Below are 11,196 nucleotides of genomic sequence, written 5' to 3' on the forward strand. Positions count from 1 at the left end.
CGGGTCTCGTGAGGGAGGGATCTCGCGAGGGCGGGCGGGCGTCATCCGTTGGCAGGAAGGCCGCAGATGTGTATCATGACCGGCAGGCGCGCCCGTGAAGAAGCGCGTCTGTGGGCCGGGACGCCCCGGCCGCAACCCCGTATGTCCATGGCGCGACGCTTCGTTCTCAAATCCGACACGCACGCCGTCGAGCGGCGGCTCTCGATCGATTATGCCGGCGCGTTGAATGCGCAGCAATACGCGGCGGCGACGGCGCCCGGGGGGCCGGTGCTCGTCATTGCGGGGGCGGGCGCCGGCAAGACGCGCACGCTCGTCTATCGGGTGGCCTACCTCGTCGAGACGGGCACGCCGCCGGAGCAGATCGTCCTGCTGACGTTCACGCGCCGCGCCGCCCGCGAGATGCTCGCCCGCGCCACGGCCCTGCTCGACGGGCGGTGCAGCCGCGTGCAGGGCGGCACCTTCCACGCCTTCTGCGCCGGCCTCCTGCGCCGGTATGCCCCCCGCATCGGCTTCCCGAACAACTTCTCCATCCTCGACGCCGCCGACGCCGCCGACGTGCTCGACGTGCTCCGCACCACGCACGGCTTCCACCGGGCGGGCAAGCGTTTTCCCCGGAAAAAAACGCTCCAGGCCCTGTTCTCCGCCGTCGCCAACCGGGGGACGCCGCTCGAGGAAATCCTCGAAGAGAAGTACCCGCAATTCCACGACTATGCCGACGACCTTCGGGCGCTCCTGCAAGAGTACGCGCAGTACAAAAAGGCGCACGCGCTCATGGATTACGACGACCTGCTCGGGCGCGCGCTCGAACTCTTCGACACCGACGACGAAGTGCGGAGGCGGGTGGCGGGGCAGTGCCGCCACGTGCTCGTGGACGAGTATCAGGATACGAACCGGCCCCAGGCGACCCTCGTGCGACGCTTCGCCTCGGTGCACGGCAACGTCATGGCCGTCGGCGACGACGCGCAAAGCATCTATCGCTTCCGCGGAGCCGACTTCCGGAACATCTTCGCCTTCCCCGAGCAGTTCCCCGGCACGCGCCTGCTCAAGCTCGAACAGAACTACCGCTCCACCCAGTCCATCCTCGACCTGGCCAACCACCTCATCGCGCATGCCGGGCAGAAGTACGACAAGACGCTTTTCACGGAAAAAGGCGTCGGTGAGCGTCCGGCCCTCGTCGCCGCGCCGGACGACCGCTTCGAGAGCCGCTTCGTCTGCCAGATGGTGCTCGAACTGCGCGAGCAGGGCATCCCGCTCAACCGCATGGCCGTCCTCTTCCGGAGCAGTTTCAACTCGTATGACCTCGAAGTCGAACTCAACCGACGGAACATTCCCTTCGTGAAATACGGCGGTCTCAAGCTCAGCGAGGCGGCGCACGTCAAGGACGTGCTGGCCCATCTGAAAGTGGCCGAAAACCCGAAGGACGCCGTCGCGTGGAACCGCATCCTTCAACTCATCGAGGGCATCGGGCCGAAGACGGCGCAGGACCTCATCGCGTGGATCACCTCGGGCGAGGAGGACGCGTTCGTGCTCAAGGATCGTCCGTTCGGGGCGAAGTACGTCGAGGCTTTGACGGCTCTTTTCGAGACGCTCCGCGCCCTTCGCCGGCCGGAGACGTCGCTCGCCGGGCAGGTGGAGGCGGTGCTCCGGTATTACGAGCCGATCCTCAAACGGAAGTATTACGAGGACTATCCGAAACGCGCGCAGGATCTGGAGCATCTCGGCGGGCTGGCGGACGGCTTTGCGAGCCGCTCGGAGTTCCTCGCGTCGCTGACGCTCGATCCCATCGAGCTTTCGGCGCTGGAGGTGGAGCCGCTTCAGGAGGACGAGTCGCCGCTCGTCCTCTCGACGATCCATTCGGCGAAGGGGCTGGAGTTTCACGCGGTCTTCGTCATCCACGCGCTCGACGGCGTGCTGCCCTCCGGCTATGCCCTCCGCGACCCGGAAGCCGTCGACGAGGAACTCCGGTTGCTCTATGTGGCCGTCACACGGGCCGAGACCCACCTGTTCATCACCTATCCGATGGTGCAGTACCGGCGGTATCACGGCGAGTACTTCGCCAGTCCGAGCCGTTTCATCGCCGAGACGCCGGAGCGGCTGCTCGAGCCGTGGTCGCTCGTCGAGGAGACGGCCCCGCCCGCGCTCGGCCCCGCCGCCGAGCCGCCGGAGGAGGACGCCTGACCCGCCGCGGCGTCTCCCGACGGGCCGCGCGCCTCCGGAAAACCTCGAAGCCGTGACAAAAATGCGGAACTCACAAACCGTGAATTGTCTTATCTTCCAGGGTTCCCTCCTTTCTCCCGCGTGAGTTTACCATGGACGTTTCATCCGATATCACGTCGTCGCCGGAGCCCGGCGCGCCCATCGGTCCGGCGGGGCTGCGCATCGAAGAGGCAGGGTTGGAGGTGCACGAGCTGCTCTTCACGCTCAACATGACCATTTTCAAGGAGCCGCGCATCATCAACACGTTCGACCGCTCCGACCTGATGATCCTTCTCGCGTGGATGGATGAAGAGCCTGTCGGCTTCAAGATCGGCTATCGGGAGAACCGCTTCACGTTCTACAGCGCCAAGGGCGGGGTGCTGGCCACCCACCGGCGTCAGGGGGTGGCGCGGGCGCTGCTCCACGAGATGATGGCGCGCGCTCGCCGGCGCGGCTATGCCCGCTTCGCCTTCGACACCTTTCCGAACATGCATCCCGGCATGACCATCCTCGGCCTCATCGAAGGCTTCCGCGTCATGAAGGCCGACTACAACCCCGCCTATCGCGATTATCGCCTCCGCTTCGAGAAAAAGCTGTGAGCGCGGCGGCTGAGCAATCGTGCGCTCCGGCAGGGGATGACCCCGCGCCCGGCCGGAGATAGCCGGAAACGTCGGATGCGCTCGCGGGGGCCAAGGAGGGCCGGCGTCGGGAGAGAGGGGAGGAAGCCCGTCGGCGTCCTAAAAGAGGGCGTAGATGAACGGGGCGAGCGCCGAGCCCTGCGTGAGCACGATGAGCAGGCTCAGCAGGACGAGCAGCAGGACGATGGGGGCGAGCCAGTATTTTTTCCGCACGCGCAAAAATTGCCAGAACTCACCAAGGATGCGAAGTTTTCCCATGGAAGTCGAGATCGAGGGTGTTTGGGGATGGGAAGCGTGATACGTCCGTCCGGCGGATAGGCTCCATCTTCGGGTGATGCAACCCGGCGTCGGTGTCCGCGTAGGTCACGAGGGTTGGGGTCTCCGGCGCGTGGCCGCCTCGCCGCGCCTGTTCCTCCGACTCCGTTTGCTCCTCATTTGTCCTCCATGCTCGTGCGCAATTTCTTTTTCGAAATCTGGGAAGGCCTGCTGATCGCGCTTCGCGCCCTCCGGGTGAACAAGATGCGGTCGATCCTGACCACGCTGGGGATCATCATCGGGATCGTCTCGGTGACGGCCATGGCCACGGTGGTCAACGGCATCGAGAACGACTTTGAGCAAGACATGGCCGAACTGGGGGCGGACGTGATCTACATCGAGCGATGGCCGTGGGTGGGCGGGCCCGGCATGAAATGGTGGGAATACATCAACCGGCCCTACATCACCGCCGATCTTGCCGACGCCATCGAGCGGCACTCGCGGTATGCCGTGGCCGCCGTGCCGGTGGCGAGCACGCGCCGGGCGATCTCCCATGCCAACCGTTCCGTCTCGGGCGTGCAGGTGCTGGGCACGCGGGCCGAGTACCCGCGCGTGCACACGGTCGATCTGGCGTCGGGCTATTTCTTCAACGAATTTGACGACCGAAGCGCGCGCACCGTGTGCGTGATCGGGGCCGAGGTGGCCGACCGCCTCTTCCCCGTGGCCGAACCGCTCGGCAAGACCGTCCGCATCGACGGCCATCGGTATCAGGTCATCGGCGTGCTCATGCGCAAAGGCAGCGGCGCCGAAGGGTCGAACTCGGTGGACCGGCAGGTGATCATCCCGTTCAATGCCTTCAAAAACCAGTTCGGCGTCAGTCGGCGGGACGTCTCGGTGCAGGTCAAGGTGCGGGATGCGGCTTTGATCGAGGAGGCGAAGGACGAACTGACGGGCATCCTCCGTGTGGCCCGGCGGCTGGATGCGCGCGAAGACAACGACTTCGAGATCAACGAACAGCAGACCCTCCGCGCACAGATTGCTCCGGTCAAGACGGCCATCTATTCTATCGGCCTCGGACTGACGGCGCTGGCTTTGCTCGTCGGCGGCATCGGGGTCATGAACATCATGTTCGTCTCGGTCAAGGAGCGCACGCGCGAGATCGGCATTCGCAAGGCCGTCGGCGCGAAACGACGAACCATCCTGGCGCAGTTCCTCATCGAGGCGGTGGTCATCTCGATGGTCGGCGGTGCGATGGGCGTCTTGCTCTCGTTGCCGATCACGTTCCTCGTGCGCATGATCCTGCCGGCTTCGCTCGACCTGAGCGTGGTGGGCATCGCGTTCGCCATCTGCGCCCTCGTCGGCACGCTCTTCGGCCTGGCCCCGGCGTGGACCGCCGCCAAAGCCAACCCCATCGATGCGCTGCGGTATGAATGACGCGCCGTCGCTCGCCTACCCCTCCATGATGATTGACAGATAGATGGCCTTTTTCGAAGCTTTCCGCATGGCCTGGGATGCGCTCAGAAGCCACAAGATGCGCTCTTTCCTGACGCTCCTCGGCATGGTGATCGGCGTCTTCGCCATCATCGTGTCGGTGACGGGCGTCTCGGTCATCGACGTGTATTTCAAGGACAAGCTCCAGTTTCTCGGCGCTTCCACGTTCACCATCCGCCGCACGCCCGCCATTCAACTGGGCGAACTCGACCGGAGCGTGCGCAACCGCCCGCCGATCACGTACGATCAGGTGGAACGCCTCAAGCGGGTCATGACCATCCCCGTGACCATCAGCCCCATCGAAGACTTTTATCTGGGCGCGGTGCGATACGGCAAGGAAGAGACCGAGCCGAACGTGGTGCTCCTCGGCACGGACGAGCACATGCTGGGTAATTTCAGTTATGAGATCGACCTCGGTCGTTTCTTCTCGGAGCAGGACGTGCAGTTCGGGCGCCCCGTGATGGTGCTCGGCAGCGCCGTGGCCGAGACGCTCTTCCCGAACATCTCGCCCCTGGGCAAACAGGTGCGTATGGACGGGCACAAATACGAGGTGATCGGGGTGCTCAAGGAAAAGGGCAGCTTCCTCGGATTCAATCAGGACAACCGCGTCTTCGCGCCGATCACACGGCTCTTCAGCCTCTACGGTCAGCCCGAGCGGAACATCGCCTCGATCAGCGTGCGTGTCCATGATCCGCAACTGGTGCAGGCGGCGATGGAGGAGGTGACGGGGCGGCTGCGCGTGATCCGGAAGGTGCCGCCGGGCGAGGACAACAACTTCGAGATCGAGACGAACGACTCGATGCAGAGCATCTTCGACGCGTTCACCGGCACGCTGACTATGGGCGGGGCCGTCATCGGTCTGATTGCCCTGCTGGCTTCCGGCATCGGCATTATGAACATCATGCTCGTCTCCGTCACCGAACGCACGCGCGAGATCGGCATCCGCAAGGCGGTGGGCGCGCGCAGCCGCGACATTCTGCGGCAGTTCCTCTTCGAGGCCTTTTTCCTGTGCCAGATCGGCGGCGTGATCGGCATTTTGCTCGGGGCACTCGTGGGCAACCTGGTGGCGGTGTATTTCGACATCTCGGCGACGTTCCCGCTCGGGTGGGCCCTTGGCGCGGTCTTCATGGTGACGGCCATTGCGCTCGTTTTCGGCGGCTACCCCGCCCTCAAAGCGGCTCGTCTCAATCCCATCGATTCGCTCCGGTATGAATAGTGCCCGGGTGTTCGGGCGTTTCGTATCTTGGGCCTGCTCCTCTCACGAACGCTCAAACCTAACCATGACGACGGATCCACGAGCGGCGGCCAAGAGGGCCGTCGGAGAACGGGTGGCGGCGATGGTGGAGGACGGCATGCGCCTCGGGCTGGGCACCGGCTCGACGGCGGCGCGCGCCATCGAAGCGCTGGGCCGCCGCGTCCGCGCCGAAGGGCTGCGCGTGGCGGGCATCCCCACCTCCTTCTTCGCCGAACGCCTCGCTCGTGCGCACGGCATCCCCCTGACCACCTTCGACGCGGTCGACGGCCTCGACCTCGCCTTCGACGGTGCGGACGAGGTGGACCCGAGCCTCGACCTGATCAAGGGGCGGGGGGCGGCCCACACGCGCGAGAAGGTCGTCGCCGCGCAGGCCCGGCGCTTCGTCGTGCTCGTCGACGAGACGAAGCTCGTCGAGCGGCTCGGCGCGAAGATGCCGCTGCCCGTGGAGGTGCTGCCGATGGCGACGACCCCGGTGATGCGCGCGCTCGAACGGATGGGGGCGCGTCCGGAACTGCGCATGGGATTGCGCAAGGACGGTCCCGTGGTCACGGACCAGGGGTTCTGGATCGTCGACGCCCGCTTCGAGGGCGGCATCGAGGATCCGGCGGCGCTCGATGCGGCGCTTCTGGCGCTGCCCGGCGTGCTCGACCACGGTCTTTTCATCGCCCGGGCGACGGAGGTGCTCGTGGGCGAGGTCGGCGGGGCGGTGCGCCGGATCCGGCGTCCGGAACCCGGATGAGCGGCCCGGGAGAGGCCTTCCCGAAAACGCCCTTTTCAGCTCACTTTGCGGCGGGCAAAAAAAATCTCTCCGACGGTGAGCCCTTTTGGCTCGTTTTTCCGTGATAGAAGGGCAGAGGGTCCCTCTGCAGGCTGATACTAATGATCATGCAGCCGGCTCATTCCCTCTGTTCGACCTTATAGCATCTCTCAAGGGGGTCGAACGTGAAGCCCGGCGTCAGGTGGCGGCGCCGGGCTTCTTTTATGTGTCGGAGTTGGAGCGGAGGCGCGGCCCTCACCGGCCCGCAGCCGCTTGCTTGAACACCTGCCCGCCCCGCATCACGAAGCGCACGTCTTCGAGCACGTGGACGTCTTCGAGCGGGTTGCCGGGCACGGCGACGAGGTCGGCGAGGAGCCCCGGCGCGATGCGCCCCCGGTCGTCGACGCCGAGGAGGTCGGCGGCATTGACGGTGGCCGTGCGGATGGCTTCGAGCGGCGTCATGCCCCGATCGACGAGGGCGGCGAACTCCTTCGCATTGTCGCCGTGGGGATAGACGGCGGCGTCGGTGCCGAAGGCGATCTTGACGCCGGCGGCGACGGCTTTCTTCACGCTCTCGATGGCGAGCGGGAGCACGTACTCGGCCTTGGCGCGGATAGGCGGCGGCAGCGCGTTCATGTCGATGGCTCCGACGAGGTACGTCGTCGGCACGAGGTACGTGCCGCGCGCTTTCATCTCGGCGATGATCTCGTCGGTGAGCATGGAGCCGTGTTCGATGGAGGCCACGCCCGCCTTCACCGCCGCGAGGATGCCCGCGCTGCCGTGGGCGTGCGCCGCCACCTTGACGCCGTGGCGCGCGGCCTCCTCCACCATCACGCGAAGTTCCTCATCGCTGTACTGCTGCGCGCCCACCGGCCCCTCGAACGAGAGCACGCCCGCCGTGGCGCACGTCTTGATGAATTTCGCGCCGTGCTTGATCTGATAGCGCACGGCCTTGAGCACCTCGTCCGGCCCGTCGGCGACGCCCTCCTTCGGACCGCCTTCGAGGATGCCGGGCGCGAAGCCCGTCACGTCGCAGTGGCCGCCGGTGATGCCGAGCGCGTGCCCCACAGGGACGATCCACGGCCCCACGATGTCGCCGCGCTCGACGGCGTGCATGAGCGCCACGTCGGCGAAGCCCGCCGAGCCCACGTCGCGCACGGTGGTGAAACCGGCCATGAGCGTCGTCCGCGCGTTCTTCGCGCCGCGCAGCGCCGCGTCCGCCGCCGTCTCTTTGACGGCCCGGTTCGTCCAGTCGCCCTCGATGGAGAGGCTGAGGTGGGTATGCAGGTCCATCAGGCCGGGCAGGAGCGTCACGTCGCCGAGGTCGATCACCGTCGCCCCGGCAGGCGTTCGCGCGGGGTTGACGGCCTGAATACGCCCGCCATCGACCACGACGACGGCGTCTTCGACGATCTGCCCCCCGTCGACGTCGAGCATGCGGGCGGCGCGGAGCACGGTCGGCTGTGCCGCCGCCGGCATCGCCGCGCCGAGGATGAACGAAAAGATGAGAAAGAAGCGGAAACGGGTGGCAATCATCGGGGTCCTCCTGGTTCGTTGGGTCAAAATAAGCAGGCGGCGTTGGGGGTCACGGACGCCGCAGAAAGTCGAGGTCCTCGCCCGGCTGCACTTCGCGCGCTTGCTCGCCGTGGCGGAACACGCGCATGGGCTTCGGACCGAGGAGCCGGAGCGTATCGCCGTCGAGGCGGAGGAGGCTCCCTTCGCGAAGCCCGACGACGTACACGTCCGGGTTGACGACGGTGAACTCGAGGATGCGGTCCTCGCGCGTCTCGCCCATGTGGTGGTCCGGGTGGGCGTCGAGGTAATGCGGGTTGATCTGAAACGGCACGAGGCCGAGGGTGCGGAAGGACGGCGGCTCGATGATGGGCATGTCGTTCGTCGTTCGGAGCGTGGGGCAGGCCACGTTCGAGCCGGCGCTCCACCCGAGGTACGGGAGGCCGCCGGTCGCGCGGTCGCGGATCGTCTCCATCACCCCGTTCGCATAAAGCTCATGCACGAGGTGGAACGTGTTCCCCCCGCCGACGGCCACCGCCTCGGCCTTTTGCACCGCCGCCACGGGGTCCTCGGCTTCGTGGATCGACGTGAGGCCATACCCGAGCGGCTCGAAGGCCGCGCGCACGTGCGCCGCATAGTCGTCGTACGAGAGGCGCACGCCCGCGTACGGCACGAAGAGCACCTCGCGCACGCCGTCGCCGAGGAAGTCGCCGATGGCGGCACGGGCGTGTTCGAGATAGCCCATCCCGTAGTTTTTCGAATTGCTCAGGAGCAGGAGGCGCATGGGGTCGTGTGCGATGAGGGGCGGCGTTCCGTCAGATGCCCGAGGCGATGAGCAGTTCGATGTCGCGATGGGGCATGCCGAACATGGCGGCGAGGCTCTTTTTGGTGAGGTGGCGGCGGTAGACGTACGCGCCGTTGCGCAGCCCCACGTCTTGCCAGAGCGCTTCGTTGATCGAGCCCGCCTCGCCGATCTTGATGAGGTACGGCACGAGCACGTTCGTCAGCGCATACGTGGCCGTGCGGGCGGCATTCGAGGGCATGTTCGGGATGCAATAGTGGATGATGTCGTGCACGACGAACGTCGGCTCGGAGTGCGTGGTGGGGCGGCTCGTCTCGATGCACCCGCCCTGATCGATGACGGCGTCGACGATGACCGAGCCGGGGCGCATCATGGCCACCATGTCTTCGCTGACGACGATGGGCGCGCGTTGCCCGGCGGCCATCATCGCGCCGATGACCACGTCCGCGCGGGCGACGGCCTGCCGGATGTACTGCTCGGTGGCCATGGCCGTGGTGATGCGGCGGTCGAGGTAGTGCTCCATGACGCGGAGTGCGCCGAGGTCGTTGTCGAGCACGATGACGTGCGCGCCGAAGCCGAGGGCCGTCCGCGCCGCCCACTCGCCCACGACGCCCGCGCCGAGGATGACCACCGTCGAGGGCGGCACGCCGGAGATGCCGCCGAGCATGACGCCCTTGCCGCCGCCGCCGCTCTCGAGGTAGTGCGCCGCGATCTGCACGGCCATCGACCCCATGATCTCGTGCATCATCCGGACGATGGGCAGCGAGCCGTCCGAGTCGCGGATGAACTCGAAGCCGATGCCGGTGATGCCGAGGTCCATCAGGCGGCGGAGAAAAGTCGGGGAGGTGCCTCCGAGGTGGAGCGCCGAGATGAGGATCTGTTTCTCCTGAAGATAGTCGAGCTCCTCGTCGCTCGGCGGCCCGACCTTGACGATGAGCTCGCACTTGCCGTACAGGTCGGCGGGGGAGGTCATGATTTCGCCGCCCGCCTCGGCATACTGCACGTCGCTGAAGTGCGCCAGCGCGCCGGCGCCGGTCTCCACGTAGACCTCGTGCCCGTTCGCCACGAGCGTGCGCACGCCGCTCGGCGAGAGCGAGACGCGGCGTTCTTCGTTCGAGACCTCACGCGGGACGCCGATGCGCAACGACGTTTGTCCTTCACGCGTGCGAAGGGGCTTCTCCATCGTCAGCAGCCCGCGTTCGAGCGTGAATCCCTGTAGCGCCGGAACCTCCATAAAGTCTCGGGAAGAAGATGAGGGGAGCAGATGAAAGGCGGGGCAGCGCCTGCGGATCCGGCAAATATACGATATTCGAGAGACTAAACGCGGATGCCCGGAGCGATCTGCTTCGGGAAAGCGCGCGCGCACGCGCCGGTTCGCCACGAGCCGCGCGAGACTTCACGAGAAGCGGGCGCATGGTCTATATTCGAAAAAAATCATCCCGCGTGAGCCTTGGGGCGTCGAAAATCCGTGGTTGTTATGAGGCCGGAAGCGCGGCCGGCGCAACAAGCACACCTTCCAGTTCTCACTATTACGACCTGGAAGGCGCCACACCAGAATTCGCGGACAGGAATTGATCATGGAAAACAACGTGCGCAAACCTCTCTTCCTCATCGCCTTTCTGGTTTTCAGTCTCACCGTCGCGGGCTGTGACAATGACCTCGTCGGACCGGAGAACGAAGACCTGTTGGGCACCTTCATGATCGAGCGGGTCGATAATCGTCCCGTTCCCTTCATTCCCATCCGGGAGGACGGCTGCGAGGTCGTCTACACGGGGGGATGGCTGACCTTCCATGCCGACGGGGAATATGAGATGGAAACGGACGTGCAGACGCGCATCTGCGAGGGAACGGAAAACATCACCACGCTCAAGCGGCTCAATTACGGAACCTACGAACGGGACGGGAAACGGATCTTTTTCACCCCGTCCCGTGAGGGTCTGAGCGAGCCGTTCGAAGGGTCGATTGCCTCCGACCTGGTGGATGCGCTGGTGGTCAACGTCTATGGCGCGGAGTACAAATTCGAGCGGCTGGTCGTCGGCAGGCCGGACCCCGCCAGTTTGCTGCAAGCGCTGGAAGACGAGGCGCGGCGCTTCCGGTCGTTGCCCACGGCTCAGCCGCCCGCGCCGAGCCATTGATACGTCAGGATCCCGGCGGCGACGGCCACGTTGAGCGACTCCGTGCCGCGCCGGGAGGGCGCGCCGGCGATGGCGACGCGGGCGTCGAGGAGGGCGGCGACCTCGGGCGAGAGGCCGTGCGCCTCGGAGCCGAGCACGAGCGCCGAGGGCGGCTC

General features: G+C 66.1%; 11 protein-coding genes. 6 read left to right on the forward strand and 5 right to left on the reverse strand.

What is annotated here, in order from left to right; translation table 11 throughout:
- Positions 1 to 147: 147 nt before the first annotated feature.
- Entirely contained in the window at positions 148 to 2,178 is a 2,031-nt protein-coding gene (locus tag AC1HIY_RS03365; RefSeq protein WP_479575296.1) for an ATP-dependent helicase, read from the forward strand.
- Positions 2,179 to 2,309: 131 nt separating this feature from the next.
- Positions 2,310 to 2,795, forward strand: coding sequence for a GNAT family N-acetyltransferase (locus tag AC1HIY_RS03370; RefSeq protein ID WP_479575297.1), 486 nt, complete (start codon positions 2,310 to 2,312; stop codon positions 2,793 to 2,795).
- Positions 2,796 to 2,933: 138 nt separating this feature from the next.
- On the opposite strand, the gene AC1HIY_RS03375 is transcribed toward AC1HIY_RS03370, so the two are convergent.
- Positions 2,934 to 3,092 (reverse strand): DUF5989 family protein, encoded by a 159-nt coding sequence (locus AC1HIY_RS03375; protein WP_456426140.1) that lies wholly within the window; start codon positions 3,090 to 3,092, stop codon positions 2,934 to 2,936.
- Between the two features lie 186 nt (positions 3,093 to 3,278).
- Between AC1HIY_RS03375 and AC1HIY_RS03380 the strand changes: the two genes are divergently transcribed.
- The 3 genes from AC1HIY_RS03380 to rpiA all read left to right on the forward strand — a co-directional run bounded on the left by AC1HIY_RS03380 (position 3,279) and on the right by rpiA (position 6,574).
- On the forward strand, positions 3,279 to 4,523 hold the full coding sequence (locus AC1HIY_RS03380) for an ABC transporter permease (protein ID WP_479575305.1): 1,245 nt from the start codon (positions 3,279 to 3,281) through the stop codon (positions 4,521 to 4,523).
- Between the two features lie 43 nt (positions 4,524 to 4,566).
- Positions 4,567 to 5,796: an ABC transporter permease gene (locus AC1HIY_RS03385; RefSeq protein ID WP_479575298.1), complete on the forward strand. Its 1,230-nt coding sequence runs from the start codon at positions 4,567 to 4,569 to the stop codon at positions 5,794 to 5,796.
- A gap of 64 nt (positions 5,797 to 5,860) precedes the next feature.
- Positions 5,861 to 6,574: a ribose-5-phosphate isomerase RpiA gene (gene rpiA / locus AC1HIY_RS03390; RefSeq protein WP_479575299.1), complete on the forward strand. Its 714-nt coding sequence runs from the start codon at positions 5,861 to 5,863 to the stop codon at positions 6,572 to 6,574.
- 273 nt (positions 6,575 to 6,847) lie between these two features.
- Here rpiA and AC1HIY_RS03395 read toward each other — a convergent pair whose 3' ends face one another.
- From AC1HIY_RS03395 to AC1HIY_RS03405, 3 genes are read right to left on the reverse strand one after another with little or no spacing between them, the layout of a single operon-like run.
- Positions 6,848 to 8,128: a metal-dependent hydrolase family protein gene (locus AC1HIY_RS03395; RefSeq protein ID WP_479575300.1), complete on the reverse strand. Its 1,281-nt coding sequence runs from the start codon at positions 8,126 to 8,128 to the stop codon at positions 6,848 to 6,850.
- Between the two features lie 49 nt (positions 8,129 to 8,177).
- The gene (pepE, locus tag AC1HIY_RS03400) at positions 8,178 to 8,888 is read right to left on the reverse strand and encodes a dipeptidase PepE (protein ID WP_479575301.1); all 711 of its coding nucleotides are present in this window, start codon (positions 8,886 to 8,888) and stop codon (positions 8,178 to 8,180) included.
- A 31-nt stretch (positions 8,889 to 8,919) separates the two neighbouring features.
- Complete coding sequence (locus tag AC1HIY_RS03405; RefSeq protein WP_479575302.1) at positions 8,920 to 10,140, reverse strand: alanine dehydrogenase; 1,221 nt, start codon at positions 10,138 to 10,140, stop codon at positions 8,920 to 8,922.
- A gap of 355 nt (positions 10,141 to 10,495) precedes the next feature.
- Between AC1HIY_RS03405 and AC1HIY_RS03410 the strand changes: the two genes are divergently transcribed.
- The gene (locus AC1HIY_RS03410) at positions 10,496 to 11,041 is read left to right on the forward strand and encodes a hypothetical protein (RefSeq protein ID WP_479575303.1); all 546 of its coding nucleotides are present in this window, start codon (positions 10,496 to 10,498) and stop codon (positions 11,039 to 11,041) included.
- Here AC1HIY_RS03410 and AC1HIY_RS03415 read toward each other — a convergent pair.
- Positions 11,017 to 11,196 (reverse strand): TrmH family RNA methyltransferase (locus tag AC1HIY_RS03415; protein ID WP_479575304.1); only part of this gene is annotated, 180 nt, incomplete at its 5' end. The two genes, AC1HIY_RS03410 and AC1HIY_RS03415, sit on opposite strands and share 25 nt — an antisense overlap.

The sequence above is a fragment of the Rhodocaloribacter sp. genome (assembly GCF_056451265.1).

Coding starts and splice junctions, on each gene's coding strand:
- AC1HIY_RS03370 (WP_479575297.1), top strand. CDS start 2,310: ATGGACGTTTCATCCGATATCACGTCGTCGCCGGAGCCCGGCGCGCCC.
- AC1HIY_RS03395 (WP_479575300.1), bottom strand. CDS start 8,128: ATGATTGCCACCCGTTTCCGCTTCTTTCTCATCTTTTCGTTCATCCTC.
- AC1HIY_RS03405 (WP_479575302.1), bottom strand. CDS start 10,140: ATGGAGGTTCCGGCGCTACAGGGATTCACGCTCGAACGCGGGCTGCTG.
- pepE (WP_479575301.1), bottom strand. CDS start 8,888: ATGCGCCTCCTGCTCCTGAGCAATTCGAAAAACTACGGGATGGGCTAT.
- AC1HIY_RS03365 (WP_479575296.1), top strand. CDS start 148: ATGGCGCGACGCTTCGTTCTCAAATCCGACACGCACGCCGTCGAGCGG.
- rpiA (WP_479575299.1), top strand. CDS start 5,861: ATGACGACGGATCCACGAGCGGCGGCCAAGAGGGCCGTCGGAGAACGG.
- AC1HIY_RS03380 (WP_479575305.1), top strand. CDS start 3,279: ATGCTCGTGCGCAATTTCTTTTTCGAAATCTGGGAAGGCCTGCTGATC.
- AC1HIY_RS03375 (WP_456426140.1), bottom strand. CDS start 3,092: ATGGGAAAACTTCGCATCCTTGGTGAGTTCTGGCAATTTTTGCGCGTG.
- AC1HIY_RS03385 (WP_479575298.1), top strand. CDS start 4,567: ATGGCCTTTTTCGAAGCTTTCCGCATGGCCTGGGATGCGCTCAGAAGC.